The following is a 16,241-nucleotide window of genomic DNA, read 5'->3' as shown; positions in this document are numbered from 1 at the left end:
ATTTGATTTAATCCGCCCCCAGGCGGTTGCGTACCTGCTGGGCTTTCAGCACCAGGTAAATGCCATACCCCAGCATGCCTATGATGGCCAGCTTCAGGACAATCCCCCTGAAGATCAGGGCCGGATCCGTCATATAGGCCACCCCCATATTCCCCAGGTAAAACATCAGGGGGATGGCGGTGCATAAAACAGGCTGGCGCTCCATAAACAGGCCGCAGATAAAAAACACCAGGGCCAGCATCAGGGTAATGCCCGCCCCCAGCAGGTCTGCGGTGCCGGCCAGCAGGCCAATGACCAGGGCCAGCACGGTAAACCCGGCAATGCCAAAGAGGATGTAGCGGCTGCGTTTCAGGGCTACTGCCACGTCTACCAAAACGCCTTTCTGTTCAATGATGCGGCCAATATGGCGCGCGCGCTCCGCGTCCGTCCCCAGGAAGGGGTAACGGCAACGGGTACAAAAATCCACAGGCTCCCGCTGTGCACTTTTACAGGCCGGGCAGGTTATTTCCATGTACAAAAAAATTAAGGTTTGGGCAGCCGGGCGTTTGGGCCCGCTGCAAAGGGGGGAATGCGTGTTAACAAGGTAGCCAATCGGGGCGTATGCAGACTATATGAATCCCATAGAACTTTTAGGGTTTATCTTGACGGAAAAGGGCCACAGGGCGTTACCGCCTTTGGGCCACCACCCGAAACCCGATGGAAAAGCCCCAGGCATCTGCCCTGTGGGCCCGCCTGTGGCCGGAGCGCGCATTGCCCGCCCCGTAGTACCAGCTGCCCCCTTTTAGCCAGGGGCCATCCGGGGCAGCCACCCATTCCCAGGCATTGCCGTGCATGTCCTGCAGCCCCCAGGGGTTGGGCGGATAACTCCCCACCGGGGTGGGGTGGCCCACCGCCTTCCCGGGCGGGCCGGTTTCCGAAGGGATCTCTGCATTAATGTTGGCCTGGGCAGCCGTCAGGACTTCACCCGTATAAAAAGGTGTGGTTGTGCCCGCCCGGCAGGCGTATTCCCACTGGGCCTCGGTAGGCAGACGGTACACCCAGGGCCCGCCGGCATGGTTAAGCCGCGCCAGGAAATCCTGCACCTCCACATAGGAGATGCTCACCACCGGGTACTGCGGATGCTGCCCCCTAAAGGGCGAGGGCTTTTCCGGGTGGGGTTCCCCTTTGCCCATTACCGCCTCCCACTGCGCCTGGGTAACCTCGGTGCGCCCCATCCAGAAGGGCTCTGCCAGGGTTTCCCGATGCTGCTTCCCTTCCTCCCCCATCAGGAAAGTCCCGGCGGGCAGGCGTACCAGTTCCATGCCGGTTAGGGGTTCGGTCAAGGCATCCGGTTCACCCTTGGCCTTACAGCCCAGGGTGAGCAAAACGAGTAAAAGGAAACGTAAATGCATCGGATTTACAAGTTATTGGTTAGCCCCCGGCAGCCTGTCCTTAAGGGCGTATTATCAGGGCTTTCATGGATGTGCCTGTTTTAAAATTTCCTGATGAAGGTATTCCCGTTCCATATATAAACTGCACCGGGAGATTCACCCGCAAACAGTAATTGTCCTTCCCTTGTTTTATAAATGGTCCAGATATTATCGCTCTTAACCCCGTTATCCGCGGTGTAGTTTTTAAATATTCCCGTTTTGGGATGGTAGCTCCATATACCCGAATATACCGTACCAAACCACATTGTTCCCGCAGCATCTTCGGATACGGAAAATGCCCGGTGAAGAGTACTGCCGGCGTTACTTCCTTCATCCAGATTATGCTTCCGGGTGAAGTTCAGCGTTTCTTTCCCATTATACACAAAGACCCCAGCCCCATTATCGGCGATCCATAATTTCCCTTCACTATCCACAAAAATCCCCCGAATGCCCATTTGACGTTTGTCTTCATGCCGCCCCATTTCTTTGCGGCCAATGGAAACAAAGGACTGATCTTTGAAACCGAACACCCGCTCCATAGTTCCCATCCAAACAGTGCTATCCTTTCCAATAGCTGCTTTTGTACTTGGGAAATATAAATACTTGTTATCCGTATGCTCCTTAACCGGGTAGGGGTGAAAAACGGCATTTCCAGATCGTACCTCATACAGGCCTGGCGCTGCATAAGTCGTGTCTGTGGGACTTAGGCCCCGTTGCATCCAAAGCCCATTAGGACCTGCAATGCTGTCCAGACGTATTTCTGAAAATCCCTGCCCATGATATACGAATACCTGAGTTCCATTCTCAACCCAAATTTTGCCATCGGCATCCTCATGGAGATTTCCAGGGCTTCCCAACCCATCTTTTTCAGTGAAGTATACCAGGGTTTTGCCATCGAACATGGCCACATAATCCGGGCTGGAGAACCACAGGTTTCCCTTGCGGTCCTGTAATATATCCCGGATACCCCGCGTTTCCTTTAGCCAAAAGCTGGAATCGTTTTCAATGTGTGGTTGGGTTGATCCAGATGCGGTATTCTTTTCAAAATGCCGGCAGGACATCATAATAACACCCAGGATAACCATCGGAAATACAACCCTTATTGCGCTCCTCATGTACACTTCAATCCTCGTTAATTTAATGATGCCAAGCCATCTCCAAAAGATAAACACTCCCGGGGAGGTGGTGGGGAGTTGCAGGGGCAAACCCGAACTTTCAGCTTCGGGCGGGGATGGGGCCCCGCCCGCTATTTAAAACCGCAACGCCACCCCTACCCCCTTTCGGGACGGTTCCAGCTTAAAAGCGGTTCGGGTTTCCAGTTGTTCGTTATAGTCCAGCACCGCCTTGCGTTTTTTGTTTTTGGCGATCTCCACCAAAATGCCGCTCACCACAAAAGCCACGGCCCCGCCCACGTAAAACCCGGTAGCCTCCTCGCCTAAATCGTCTTTGGCCAGGCCGGTACCCAACAGGAACCCGCTGCCCCCGGCCGCCAGCAGCCCGGCTACTTCAAAGCCCGTGCCGGTGTTCCAGTTTTTAAGCGATGCCTCGTGCTGCGCCAACAATCCTTTAAACTCCTTTTGCGTGATGCGCACATGGTCCTGGTAGTAAGATACCGAGAGCATACCCGGGTAGTAGGAAAGTTCCTGGGCGTGGGTGGTGTTCGTAAAGGTGAGGGCGAAAAAGAGAAAGGCGAAAAACAGTAAGGGGTTGGAGGGGGTGGGTTTCATAGGGTTAGAAATATAAAGTTTATATGTTGCTTTTTGAATGGTTGAAAATAATATCTCCTTGAAGTTTTTTTGCCCTTTCCTTATTAATCCCAATGGGGCTACCCAGCAGTTACATTTTAAATCAGAAAGGAATTCTTTGCATTGCAATGGCCAATTTTTTTAGAGCTTGTTGCTACTCCTCCAACTGCTCATCGTTGTTGGATGCTCATGGTCAATGGGATAATTCCGAATGATAAAGTCATATTGATTTGGGGTTAAGAGCACAAACCTGCCATCATTCCCGCAGTCAATGGGATAGAATTGTTCGTTGGAATGTTGGCGCCTTAATTCAGCATTCAACATGTCTATGAAATTCACGTAGGCCACTCCCCAGTCCAGATCTGAAAATGGTCCGTCAAAGGCTACGTATTCATTTCCATTTAGTTCAATGGTGTGTTTCCAGCTCCTTTCATCTTGTTCGCTTTGTTCATTTTCCCAGGCCAATTCCAGCCCGAGTTTCTCAAAAGTCGGTTTAACCTGTTTTAAATATGTGGTTAGCCCGCCGACTTCAAAAAGTTCTTCACAGTCTACCCAATAATAGCGATAATCCATAAAATTCAGGGTTTCTCCCCGCATGGGTCCCTGAAAGAAATTTTGGTCGGTATATTTTATTTCAAAATCAGCTTTTACCGTATCTAACTCGGATTCGCTGGTTAAATTGAAATACCCCAATCTTTCCAATTCCTCCACCACCTCTTTTCCACTTAATTGCTGTTGAATGGTTTTCTCGGGATTTGGGTTTTTGATTTTGGAAACCGCGTTGTCCTTTTTAGGATTACAAGCCAGAAAAGAGGTTAGAATGATAATCAGAAATAATGCCTTCATGTGTTGGGTCATTGGGAACACATCAGAATCGGATGTTCCTCCATGTTATCTTCGTTGTACAGGTTTTTACCATGAGCGGCCCCGCGGCAAAACCCTCTGGGTTAGGTTGTTTCCAGGTGACTACTAATTTTACTTCAATGTAGAAATTTTTAGGGTCGGGCAGGTGCAGCCATGGGAGATACCCGATGCTGTACTACGTTTTACCCAATTATTCTAATTGCCATTTTCGCAATAGATGTAAAGCATGTCCTCCACAGAGTTATCTCCGAGTTCTTTTGCTTTTGCCAAGTCTTTGCAGGCGCTTTTTGTTTCTTTTTTTGAGGGTTTTAAATTACCCCTGGTCGTTAATAGATTAATCTTGGCGACTCCTCTGTTGGCATACGCCTGATAGGCATTTGGATAGTTCTTTAATATTAAAGTATAATCTTTAATTGCTTGTTCTAGATTGCCTGTCAAACCATAAGCTAAGGCCCTAAGAAAGAGGACCTCAACATCAGAAGAATTTAAATCCAGAAATTGGTTACAATATGCAATGGATAAATCTGGATTTCCTTGTTGATAGCTAATTAAGGCTAACCAGTAAAGTGAATTCTCACTCATTTTTCTATTGCTGTTGGAAGCTACAACATATTGGAAATCGGTAGTTGCCTCCTCGAATCGTTGAGCTTGAAAAAACGCCAGGCCTCTATCGACAAAAGATGCCATGTCTGTACTGTCTATCTGAATGGCATGGGTGAAATCTGAAATCGCCTTGTCATATACTTTCATTCTCGTAAAGGCGAGCCCGCGATTAATAAGACCTTGTTTCATTATAGCAGGTTCATCTGTCGCTTCAATAAAGCGTGTGTAGTAGGGTATTGCCTTTTCAAATTCCTTTGCATGGTAATGAGAGTTACCTTCTTGATATAGGTTCATTAGCTCATTGGTTTGCCCCGAGCAAACCGTTACCATAAAAAGAGCAAAGAGTATGAATATGTTAGATCTCATTTAGAATGTAGTACAACGGTCTCGGCTACGAGTAGTTGCGTGGGGTAGCACTTAACTTTGCAAATACGCACCAAACTGAAAATCCACCAGGGTTTTCAGAAGTAGGCGAGAACAAGCAATTACTTATAGCCATTGTTGTAGCAAGTACTTTTTCAGAACAAACTGTCTGGATATTTCTCAATTTCGTTTTCAATTTGTTCTTGTTTAGCTTGCTCTAATTGTTTAATTATTGATTTTGTTTCTCTATATTCTTGTGCTTCTGGAACTTTAATAAATTCCACTTCTTTATCATATTTTTCTTGGATAACTTGTTCTATTTCGTCAAGTGTAACTCTAAAATATTCTTTACGATAGTTTACTTTATTTATTCTTCTATCGTCAAACTCTTTTTGTAGTAAATTTTCTAATTCAGGTGCGTTTTCGGTGAAGATAAGAGCGTGTAAGTCAAACCTGAAAGGAACGGAAGCATCTCCTAATTCCTTTACTCTGTCCATCGGTTCAAGTCTTCTTGTCATTCCAATTTTGTATATGTTCTCGCCAAAAGAACCAATATTTGAAATAATGTAAACGTGTCCCGATTTTGTTTCTTGCGCTCTTGAAATTGCTCTTTCTTTTGCTTCGTGTGCTTCTTGAAGGTTTTTTTGAAGTTCAGCTATTTGAGTATTCAATTTTTCAAGTTCTTCGCCACTTACTAACCCAAGCTCTTTTTGTGCTCTTTCAAGTGCTTTTTGGAATCTCTTTTCTTCTAATTCCGCTTCTTTTTTTGCTTTTTCAAATTCTCTTTGTGCTATTTCTTCTTCTCTTTGTTCTTCTCTTATAGCTCTCTGTTCTTCTTTTTCTTGTTGTTTTTTATGTTCGAGTTCATAAGCTAAATGAAGTTCGTCAAGTTTTAATTTCAAGTACTTATCTGTTATATAAACATCATTTGATTTGCCAAGTTTATTAATTGCATTAAATGCTTTTGTTATACGTTCTTCAAAACGTTTTACATTGTTCCATTTTACTTTTGAAATTAGAGTGTCACACTCTCCGTTAAATGCTCTCAAGGTTAGATTAATATAACGCCTTGTCATTATTTCTCCTTGCTTTCTGCTATTCCCAACGTGCCAATTTGTATTACAGATACAAGCGTTTCCACCTTTTATGAGTTGTTTTTGTTTAGTTCTAATATTTGTTAGTTGTTCTTTGTACTTTTCAGAGGTTTCGTAATCAAATATTGGTTCATAAATTCCAAGTTCAACAAATTCGAGGTCGTTTCTGTAAAGTTTTATGTCTCTTTCTAATTCTTTGAAAATTGATTTAGCATTGGTATATCTGTCGTTGAGATTTGAGGCTTTATTTTGAATTTCATTCAATTCCTTTTCCTCAATTTCTTTCAAGTTTTTAAGTTTATCGAGTTCTGAATTTAATGTCTGTAAATCATTTATACTTTCATTGAAGGATTTGGCAGTTTTTTGTAATTCAGCCAATTCAGAATTTTTGTTTTCAATTTCCTTTTCTATTGATACAATTCCGTTATATCTGTTTAAGTCGGAATGAAGTTTATCCGATTCTTTCGTTTTTTGCTCTAATTCCGATTTGAATTTTTTCTTGGTTTTAAGACAGTTTAAAATTGTTAAGATTAATGCAATTCCTAAAACTACAGTTGTTATTATTAGTCCTAATTCCATTTATTCGTTTTGGTTTTTCAGTATTTGCTACAACGGTCTCGTATAACCGTCAGTTACGGGTTTATATACGTTAATTTTCGGTTTAGCACTGACGTTAGTAATTTCGAGTGGATTTGGACGTAGTCGAATCCGCCGTAATTGCGGTTATACATTGTTGTGTGCTGGCTTTTATTCTTCACTTGTGGATTCCGTAGCATCTTTAATTCCTCTTTGAACTTTAGAAGGAAATACAAAAAGATATTCCGCAAGTGCTAGAGCAAAGTCCACTGCTTTTTCAGCATCTGAAGTATTCGGTAATTCAGCATCATCGTCAGCATGTCTTTCATCATTTGCATCTAATCTTACTTCATGTGCCCAAGTAGCCATATTTTCAGTGATCAAATGGTCTTCCACTGCAGAATTTATTCTAGCGTACAAAGACCCTTTTTTATAGCCCTTGTCCTTTAACATTGCATCAACTGCGCTAGCAGAAAGCATTATCGCTCCTGACGGTGCATGAATACTGTTTTTAGCTTGGTCCAAAAACGCCTTAGCCTTGTCTGGTATTGATTCATCAGTAACTGAACTTTCAGGAAACCACTTTGCCACATCTCCGTTTTGTGACCACGTAAATGCGTTTACAGCACCACCACATCTTTCACATAAATATGTTTTCCAAATCCTCCCTCGAGAGCCATCTGATGCACTTGAGGTAAATTGGTTTATTCCTCTCAGGCTAGGACTATCGATTTTACAATGTGGACACCTATCAAGTAATAAGTAATTTTCTAATTTCATTTTATCGGTTTTCTTTTTTCAGCTTGCACACAACGGGTATTATGTTCTATTTCTTTGTTTATATCCCCAATAAGTTTGGTAAAATGGTCTATCTATCTAAAAGTGGGTATAGCCCATCAAACAAGGGCAGCGGAGGGAACAGCCTACAATTTACCACCAATCCCCCTAACCCCCAATACGGAAAACCATAGAAGTTTTAGGGGTTTTCAACAAAACGTGTTGAGAATCAGGGAATGTCATTCTCTAATGCCCGCGCAGCTGGCAAACCCTAGCGTTTCATTTTCTATTTTTTCCGGCCTACTTTCTCGTTTCGTCAGAAATCAAGGAGGCCGGCAAAGGCCCTGGGGAAGCCACTTCGGAGCAACCTGCGGTTGCGTAGTTTAAGTGGCTGAGGACGTGCGGCCGACGTAGATTTGTAGAAACAGAAAGTCAGCCGCCAGCTCTTTTGGCCACTTTTGGAGCGCCTGCCAAAAGTGGCAAGACTTGGGAGGCGGGGCACAGCCCCACCGACCGTTCTCGATACCCTGAATCAGAGCAAAGTTCACTTCAGGCCACAGCATATAACAATACCACGGATACCTAAATGCAGGCGCAGCCGGCCCCCCCCCGAGGTTCAGCGTAAGGTATTGGAAGCGTTAAGAAGGCGGGAAGCCTTGGACCGTCTTTAGCTTCCAATGCCTGGTTTTGCAGTGCAAACTGCAAAAACGCCTAAGCGAGGGCGCCTTTTCTTTTGGTTCGTTTTCTTTGGGCGAGCAAAGAAAATGAACAAACCTGGGGAGGCGGACCCTGGTCCGCCGACCCTTCCCCCTTAACACTTCTTTAAGACTACCCCCCTCCCCCTTTTTCTTACCTTTAGGCGGCTAACTAACGACACCTGAAATGAGACAACTTTTACTCAGCCTGCTGCTGCTGGCAGTGGCTCCGGCCTTTGGACAAAATTTTGACATGAAACTGGCGCGGGACGTAAAACCGCGCAACATCGGGCCCGGCGGTATGAGCGGGCGGGTTACCGCCATTGATGTGGTAACCGAGAACCCCGACGTCATGTACGTGGGCACCGCCTCCGGCGGGCTGTGGAAATCCTCCTCCGGGGGCATTAAATGGGAGCCCGTCTTTGACGAGGAAGTAACCGCCAGCATCGGGGCTGTGGCCATACAGCAGTCCAACCCCAGCGTGGTCTGGGTGGGCACCGGCGAGGGGAACCCCCGCAACTCCCTGAACGGGGGGTATGGCGTATACCGCACCCTGGACGGGGGTAAATCCTGGCAGCGCATGGGCCTGGAGCAGACCCGCCACATCCACCGGATTATTATTGACCCCACCGACCCCAACACCGTATACGTGGGCGCCATTGGCTCGCCCTGGGGCGAACACCCGGAGCGGGGCGTCTTCAAGACCACAGACGGGGGCAAGACCTGGAAAAAGATCCTCTTTGTAAACAACAAGACCGGGGTGGCAGACATGGTTATGGACCCCACCAACCCCAACAAACTGCTGGTGGGCATGTGGGAACACCGCCGCTGGCCCTGGTTCTTTGAATCCGGCGGGCCCGGCAGCGGGCTGTTTATGACCCACGACGGGGGGGAGACCTGGAAGCAGCTCTCCGAAAAAGACGGCCTGCCCAAAGGCGATCTGGGCCGTATTGGCCTGGCCATTGCCCCGGGCAAACCGGACGTTATCTACGCCCTGGTGGAGGCCAAGAAAAACGCCCTCTACAAATCTACGGACGGGGGCTTTAGCTGGAAGATGATCAACAACAAGAACGACATTGGCAACCGCCCCTTCTACTATTCCGACATTCATGTAGACCCGGAAAACGAGAACCGAGTGTATTCCGTCTTTACCTATGTAAACGTGTCGGAAGACGGCGGGAAAAACTTCACCGAACTCATGCCCGCCTACGGGGTAGACAACGGGGTACACCCGGACCACCACGCCTGGTGGATCCACCCCACCAACGGGCAGTTTATGATGGACGGGAACGACGGCGGCCTGAACCTGACCCGCGACGGGGGCAGGACCTGGCGTTTTGTGGGCAACCTGCCCGTGGCCCAGTTCTACCACATTGCCGTAGACCAGGAATACCCCTACAACGTGTACGGGGGCATGCAGGACAACGGTTCCTGGCGGGGGCCGGGCTATGTATGGCGCGCCCAGGGCATCCGCAACAGTTACTGGCAGGAAATCGCCTTTGGAGACGGGTTTGACGTGGTGCCGGACCTGGACAATTCCCGCTACGGTTATGCCATGAGCCAGCAGGGCTTTGTGCGCCGCTACGACTGGATGACCGGGAACGACTATACCGTACGCCCCACCCCCCCGGACGATTCCACCGAGCTGCGCTTTAACTGGAACGCCGGCATTGGGCAGGACCCCTTTAACAACAACACCGTATACTTTGGTTCCCAGTTTGTGCACAAGAGCACGGACAAGGGCCTGACCTGGGAGGTGATCTCCCCGGACCTGACCACCAACGATCCGGAAAAACAAAAACAAAGCGAGAGCGGGGGCCTTACCATGGACGCCACCGGGGCGGAGAACCACTGCACCATTTTGGTCATTGAGCCCTCGCCCGTAGAGCGGGACATGCTCTGGGTGGGCACGGACGACGGCCGGGTGCACATTACCCGCAACGGCGGGCAAACCTGGACAGACGTTAGCGCCAACCTCAAAGGCCTGCCCAAGGGGAGCTGGATCCCGCAGATCCGCGCCTCGGCCAATACCCCGGGCGAAGCCTTGCTGGTGGCCAACGACTACCGCCGCTTTAACTATACCCCATACGCCTACCGCACCCGCGATTACGGGAAAACCTGGCAGCGTATTGTGGACGGGAACGATGTGGCCTCTTACGCCCTCTCCATCCTGGAAGACCCGGAGAACCCCAAACTCATGTTCCTGGGTACGGACGACGGCCTGTACATGAGCATGGACGCCGGGGCCAGCTGGACCAAATGGCAGCACGGCTATCCGACCGTATCGACCAAAGACCTGGTGATCCACCCCCGGGAGCAGGATTTGGTCATCGGCACCTTCGGGCGTTCGGCCTGGGTGCTGGACGACATCCGCCCGCTGCGGGCCATTGCCAAAGACCCGGCCGTACTGAATAAAGACCTGGCCCTTTTCCCCTCCCCCACGGCCTACCACGCTGCCTACCAGCAGCCCACGGGCAGCCGCTTTGGGGGCGACGCCCTCTACAATGCCGAGAACCGCCGGGGCGGGGCCATGATTACCTACTTCCTGAAGCAGGGCAGCAAAGAAATGCCCAAAGCCAAAAAGGAGGATAAAAGCGAGGACGAAGCAGAAGGCGAAGCTGCCGAAAAGAAAGCCACCAAAGATTCGGTGATCTTTACCTTCTACGACGGCGACCGCCTGATCCGCACCCTGAAGTACAAAACCCCGGATTCCGCCGGGCTGCACCGCATTTACTGGGGCCTGGACGAGTCCGGGGCAGACTTCCCCTCCCGCACCCTGCGCAAGCGCAACCGGGAACCGGGCGGGCCGGCCGTGAAGCCGGGCACCTATAAGGTGGTGGCCCAATTTGGGGAAGCTAAGGATTCCACCATGGTTACGGTAGAATCGGATCCCCGCCTGGAGGTACCCCGCAAGGCTATAGACGAGGCCTACGCCGCCGCCAAACAGTTGGAGGGTTGGCAGCAGACCGCCGCCGATGCCGTACGCCAGCTGGCCGAGAGCAAGAAGATTGCTGAGGACCTGCAGAAGACCATGAAGGAAAAGGATAAGGACGGCTTTAAGGACGCCCAGAAGGCATCCAGGGAGATCGTAAAACAGGTAGACAGCCTGATGGCCCTTTACATTGGCAAGGAAGACAAGCGGCAGGGCATTACCCGCAACCCGGAGATGACGGTGATGACCCGCCTGCGCAACGCCGCCGGTTATGCCACCAGCCGCCCTGCGGGCCTGACCGAAACGGAGCGCCGCCTGATGGCCTTTGCCCAGGCCGATCTGGAAAAAGCCCTCTCCGCCACCAACGCCTTCTTTGCAGAGGCCTGGGCGGAGTACCGCAGCACCATGGAAGGGCTGGACATGTCTCCCTTTAAGGAGACGGAAACCTTTTCCATGGAATAGGCGTCTGATAAGACAACCTTAAACCATCGATATGAAACGCATCGCAATTGTACTGGCCCTGGCCCTGGCGGTTTCCTGCAAGCAGGAACCCCAGGCGCCTTCGGTGGCCGAAACCCTGGAGTCCTACACCATCGCCCAGATGATGGACAACGAGGCCGTGGGGGGCGGCAGCTTCTCCCCGGACCACAGCGAGCTGCTGGTCCACAGCAACCGCTCCGGTATCTACAACGTGTATACCGTAAGTACGGCAGACGCTACCTGGCGGCCGGTAACGGCTTCGGACAGCTCTTCGGCCTTTGCCATCTCCTTCTTCCCGGAAGACACCCGCAAACTGTTCCGCATGGACAACAACGGGGATGAGATCTGGCACATCTACCTGATGGAGGAAGACGGCACCCACCGCGACCTGACCCCGGATGCCGGGGCCCGCGCCCTGTTTTACGGCTGGGCGGAGGACAAGCAGTCGTTCTTTTACGGCAGCAATGCCCGCGACAACCGCTTCACGGACCTCTACCAGATGGACCTGGAGACCTTTACCCCGGAGCTGGTGTACCAGAACGACGAGGGGTACAGCGTGGAGATGATCTCGGATGACAAGGCCTATATAGCCCTGTCCCGCTCTTTGAACACCAACGATGCGGACCTGTTCCTCTATAAAATAGCGGACGGCAGCCTGGTGCAGATCAATGAAACCCAGAGCGCCAACAGCGCCCAGGACATGGGCCCGGACGGCTGGTTCTATTACACCACCGACGCCGGGGGGGAATTTGCCTACCTGATGCGGTACAACCCTGCAGACGGCACCCGCGAAAAGGTGATGGAACGGGACTGGGACATTTCCGGTTCCTACTTCACGGAAAAAGGCACCTACCAGGTAACGTACGTAAACCAGGACGCCAAGAACGCCATTGAGGTAACCGAGGTGGCCACCGGCAAGCCGGTAGCCATGCCCGCCCTGGACGGCATGGACGTGACCTCCGTGGGCTTTGCGGCAGACGAGGCCATGATGCGCTTCTTTGCCGGGGGCTCCCACACCCCCTCCAACCTCTATGTATACGACCTGGAAAGCGGGGAGATGAACCAGCTCTCGGACGTGCTGAACCCGGAAATCACCCCGGAGCACCTGGTACGCGCCAGCGTGGTGCGCTTCCCCTCCTTTGACGGCCTGGAGATCCCGGCCATCTACTACCGGCCCCACCAGGCCAGCGCAGACCACCCCGTACCGGCCCTGGTATGGGTACACGGGGGCCCCGGGGGGCAGTCCCGCCAGAATTTCAACCCCTTCTTGCAGTACCTGGTGAACCACGGCTACGCCGTGCTGGCGGTTAACAACCGCGGCAGCTCCGGCTACGGGAAGACCTTTTACCAGATGGACAACCAGAACCACGGAGACAAGGACCTGAAGGACTGCATTGCCGGGAAGGACTGGCTGGCCCAGCAACCCGATATTGACGGGGAGAAGATCGGCATTTTGGGCGGCTCCTACGGGGGCTATATGACCATGGCCGCCCTTACCTTTGCCCCGGAGGAATTTGACGTGGGGGTTAACCTCTTTGGGGTGACCAACTGGATCCGTACCCTGCGTTCCATCCCGCCCTGGTGGGCCTCCTTCAAGGATGCCCTCTACGACGAAATGGGCGACCCCTACAGCGCGGATTCCGTGCGCCTGAAAGCCATTTCCCCCCTCTTCCACACGGACCAGGTAACCAAGCCGCTTATTGTGCTGCAGGGCTCCCAGGACCCCCGGGTGCTGCAGGTGGAATCCGATGAGATTGTGGCCGGGGTGCGCGCCAACGGCGTGCCCGTGGAATACGTGCTCTTTGAGGACGAGGGCCACGGCTTTGTGAAAAAAGAAAACCAGATAGAAGCCTACGGGCAGGTGCTCAATTTCCTGGACACCTACCTGAAGGGCGAGCCCGCCACCCCCATCCGGGACAATGCCATGGAGCAGCCCGAAATGGAATCCGGGGGGGCGGAGCAGGAGTAATTAGGATGGGAACGGGCGGGGCACCAGCCCCGCCCTGCCCCAAAAGTAAGGACCAACCCTGAACATGACTTTCATGCCATGGATTAAAAGTAATACAGCAGGCCGCCTTTTCGGCCTGTTGTTGTTTGTATGCGCCGGCCAGGGCCTGTGGGCCCAAAACACGGGAGAAGACCAGCTGGGCGCCTGGTATATGTATTTCGGCACCAACCGCGTGGCCGAGAAATGGAGCATCCACACCGAGGCCCAGTTCCGGTTTTACGATGCCTCCAGCAACTTTAACCAGTTGCTACTGCGCACAGGGGCCAATTACCATTTAACAGACCAGGCTATCGTTACCCTGGGGTACGGCTACATCTGGACCGATCCCACCTTTGAGGATGGGGATGCCCTGCCGGACCGTATCCTGGAACACCGCATTTTCCAGCAGTTTATCCTGAAAAATAAGGTAGGTCGCCTGGCCTTTGAGCACCGCTACCGCCTGGAGCAGCGCTTCCTGGATTTTGACGGACCCACGGAGACCCAGCACCGGGCGCGCTACCGCCTGCAGCTGACCCACCCCCTGGGCGATACCTTTTTTATCAACTTCTACGACGAAGTTTTTATAAACCTGCAGGAGCCCCTTTTCGGGCAGAACCGCCTGTATCTGGCCCTGGGGGCGCGCCTGTCGCCTGCGGTAAGCCTGCAGGCCGGCTTCCTGAAAAACAGTTTTACCGGGCGGGACTACAACCGCCTGCAGCTGGGGGTTTTCTTTAACCCGGACCTGCGCAAACGCCCTGCCGCCCCTTGAAGCAGCCCCTGCGGGCCTTGCTGGCCCTGACACTGGTCTGGCTGGGGACCGCCGGCGCCCATGCCCAGGAAGAACCCCGGGGCATCGGGGCCTGGTACATCTATTTTGCGGATTATGGCCTGTCCGAGCGCCTGTCCATCCACCACGAGACCCACCTGCACTTTCACGGCACCCTGCAGGGGTTTAACCGGTTTATTGTGCGCCCGGGGGTGAACTACCGCCTGGCCAACGGGCTGGTGGGGTCCCTGGTATACAGCTATATGTACTCAGACCCAACCTTTGAGGATGCCCTGCCCCGGGGAAACCGTTCGGACCACCTGCAGGAGCACCGCATCATGGAACAATTTGTCTGGCGCAGCCCCCTGGGCAGCTTTCGGTTTTCCCACCGCCTGCGCATAGAACAGCGCTTCTTTAACGACGAAGGCGAACGCTTTACCCGCCACCGCCTGCGCTATCGGGCCCTGGCCAGCCGACCCCTGACGCGCCGCCTCTATGCCAATGCCGATGCCGAGGCCCTGCTGACGCCCCACCAGGGGGGCATCTGGAACTACCGCCTGGGGGCCAGCCTGGGGGTGCGCCTGAACCCACAGGTACGTTTGCAGGCGGGGTATGTGCGCTTTTTCAGCCCCAATGGCCAGGACCAGCGCCTGAAATTCATCCTGTTGTTTAACCCGGACCTGCGCCCAAAAATCCTGCAACCATGACCACGGAAAAGATCACTTTTACCTCGGCCGAAGGCCATGAATTATCCGGTCGGCTGGAACTCCCGCCGGACCGCCACCCTCACCACTATGCCGTGTTTGCCCATTGCTTTACCTGCTCCAAAGATCTGAAGGCGGCCCGGGAGGTGACCCGCGCCCTGAGCCGGGAAGGCTTTGGGGTGCTGCGCTTCGATTTTACCGGCCTGGGCAGCAGCGAGGGGGATTTTGCAGCCACCAATTTCAGCGGGAATGTGGAAGACCTGCTGGCCGCCGCGGCCTTCCTGGAGCGGGAATACCAGGCCCCGGCCCTGCTGGTGGGCCATTCCCTGGGCGGTACGGCCGTACTTTCGGCGGCCTTTAGCCTGCCCTCGGTAAAGGCGGTGGCCACGGTTGGCGCCCCGGCGGCCCCGGCCCACGTCACCCATTTGTTCCGGGATAAAAAGGAAGTGATCGAGGAAGAAGGGAGCGCCGAGGTACAGATTGGCGGGCGGCCGTTCCGCATCCGCCGGCATTTCCTGGAAGACCTGGAGCAACATCCCCTGGAACAGCGCCTGGGCAACCTGGAGAAGGCCCTGCTATTTTTGCACTCCCCCCAGGACACCACCGTGGAACCCCTGCAGGCCGAGCGCCTGTACAAAGCAGCCCGCCACCCCAAAAGCTTTATCAGCCTGGACGGGGCCGACCACCTGCTGAGCCGGGCCGAAGACGCGGCTTATGCCGGTCGCGTCATTGCCGGGTGGGCCTCCCGCTACCTGCCGCCCCCGGTGGGTACGGACCCGGAAGCCCGCCACCATGTGGTGGCCAGCCTGGATGCCCATGCGGGTTTTACCACCGAAATGCGGGTGGGCCGCCACCAGATGACGGCAGACGAACCCGAATCTTTCGGGGGGGACGATTTTGGGCCTTCTCCCTACCAACTGGTATCGGCCGGGTTGTCTGCCTGCACGGCCATGACCCTGCAGCTCTATGCGCGCCGCAAGGGGTGGGACCTGCAAAACGTAGAAGTACACACCTCATACAGCAAGGACCATGCGGAAGATTCCCGGGACTGCCAGCAGGAGGATGCCAAAATAGACACCTTCCGGCGCAGCCTGCGCCTGACGGGGAACCTGGACGCATCCCAGCGGCAGCGCCTGCTGGAAATTGCCGAAAAGTGCCCGGTACACCGCACCCTGACCAGCCCTACCCAGGTGCTTTCCAGCCTGGAAGGGCCCGGAGAGAATGGGGGTTGATATCCCCCTTCAAA

At 52.8% G+C, this 16,241-nt stretch carries 13 protein-coding genes; 5 read left to right on the top strand and 8 right to left on the bottom strand.

Features of this window, described 5'->3' with window-relative positions:
• Window positions 1-7: 7 nt before the first annotated feature.
• The 8 genes from OZ410_RS13955 to OZ410_RS13920 all read right to left on the bottom strand — a co-directional run bounded on the left by OZ410_RS13955 (window position 8) and on the right by OZ410_RS13920 (window position 7,434).
• Window positions 8-511, bottom strand: a complete 504-nt coding sequence (locus OZ410_RS13955) for a hypothetical protein (RefSeq protein ID WP_277708633.1) — start codon at window positions 509-511, stop codon at window positions 8-10.
• A 154-nt stretch (window positions 512-665) separates the two neighbouring features.
• Window positions 666-1,391 carry a formylglycine-generating enzyme family protein gene (locus OZ410_RS13950; protein ID WP_277708632.1) on the bottom strand — a complete coding sequence of 242 codons (726 nt, stop codon included), beginning with the start codon at window positions 1,389-1,391 and terminating at the stop codon, window positions 666-668.
• An 80-nt stretch (window positions 1,392-1,471) separates the two neighbouring features.
• On the bottom strand, window positions 1,472-2,614 hold the full coding sequence (locus OZ410_RS13945) for a ligand-binding sensor domain-containing protein (protein ID WP_277708631.1): 1,143 nt from the start codon (window positions 2,612-2,614) through the stop codon (window positions 1,472-1,474).
• Window positions 2,615-2,659: 45 nt separating this feature from the next.
• Window positions 2,660-3,136 carry a hypothetical protein gene (locus tag OZ410_RS13940; RefSeq protein ID WP_277708630.1) on the bottom strand — a complete coding sequence of 159 codons (477 nt, stop codon included), beginning with the start codon at window positions 3,134-3,136 and terminating at the stop codon, window positions 2,660-2,662.
• Between the two features lie 159 nt (window positions 3,137-3,295).
• On the bottom strand, window positions 3,296-4,000 hold the full coding sequence (locus tag OZ410_RS13935) for a hypothetical protein (protein WP_277708629.1): 705 nt from the start codon (window positions 3,998-4,000) through the stop codon (window positions 3,296-3,298).
• A gap of 213 nt (window positions 4,001-4,213) precedes the next feature.
• Complete coding sequence (locus tag OZ410_RS13930) at window positions 4,214-4,915, bottom strand: tetratricopeptide repeat protein (protein ID WP_277708628.1); 702 nt, start codon at window positions 4,913-4,915, stop codon at window positions 4,214-4,216.
• Window positions 4,916-5,139: 224 nt separating this feature from the next.
• Window positions 5,140-6,657: an SNIPE associated domain-containing protein gene (locus OZ410_RS13925; RefSeq protein ID WP_277708627.1), complete on the bottom strand. Its 1,518-nt coding sequence runs from the start codon at window positions 6,655-6,657 to the stop codon at window positions 5,140-5,142.
• A 168-nt stretch (window positions 6,658-6,825) separates the two neighbouring features.
• On the bottom strand, window positions 6,826-7,434 hold the full coding sequence (locus tag OZ410_RS13920) for a DUF4145 domain-containing protein (RefSeq protein ID WP_277708626.1): 609 nt from the start codon (window positions 7,432-7,434) through the stop codon (window positions 6,826-6,828).
• A gap of 879 nt (window positions 7,435-8,313) precedes the next feature.
• On the opposite strand from OZ410_RS13920, the gene OZ410_RS13915 reads away from it, so the two are divergent.
• The 5 genes from OZ410_RS13915 to OZ410_RS13895 all read left to right on the top strand — a co-directional run bounded on the left by OZ410_RS13915 (window position 8,314) and on the right by OZ410_RS13895 (window position 16,227).
• Complete coding sequence (locus OZ410_RS13915; protein WP_277708625.1) at window positions 8,314-11,520, top strand: WD40/YVTN/BNR-like repeat-containing protein; 3,207 nt, start codon at window positions 8,314-8,316, stop codon at window positions 11,518-11,520.
• Between the two features lie 31 nt (window positions 11,521-11,551).
• Window positions 11,552-13,507: a S9 family peptidase gene (locus tag OZ410_RS13910; protein WP_277708624.1), complete on the top strand. Its 1,956-nt coding sequence runs from the start codon at window positions 11,552-11,554 to the stop codon at window positions 13,505-13,507.
• Between the two features lie 73 nt (window positions 13,508-13,580).
• On the top strand, window positions 13,581-14,294 hold the full coding sequence (locus OZ410_RS13905) for a DUF2490 domain-containing protein (protein ID WP_277708623.1): 714 nt from the start codon (window positions 13,581-13,583) through the stop codon (window positions 14,292-14,294).
• Window positions 14,291-14,998 (top strand): DUF2490 domain-containing protein, encoded by a 708-nt coding sequence (locus tag OZ410_RS13900; RefSeq protein WP_277708622.1) that lies wholly within the window; start codon window positions 14,291-14,293, stop codon window positions 14,996-14,998. The genes OZ410_RS13905 and OZ410_RS13900 overlap by 4 nt, the downstream gene beginning before the upstream one ends.
• Entirely contained in the window at window positions 14,995-16,227 is a 1,233-nt protein-coding gene (locus OZ410_RS13895; protein ID WP_277708621.1) for a bifunctional alpha/beta hydrolase/OsmC family protein, read from the top strand. Before OZ410_RS13900 ends, OZ410_RS13895 begins: the two co-directional genes overlap by 4 nt.
• Window positions 16,228-16,241 lie beyond the last annotated feature (14 nt).

The sequence above is a fragment of the Robiginitalea aestuariiviva genome (genome assembly GCF_029537735.1).
Lineage (GTDB): Bacteria > Bacteroidota > Bacteroidia > Flavobacteriales > Flavobacteriaceae > Robiginitalea > Robiginitalea aestuariiviva.
This window is presented reverse-complemented; position numbering and strand designations above follow the sequence as displayed.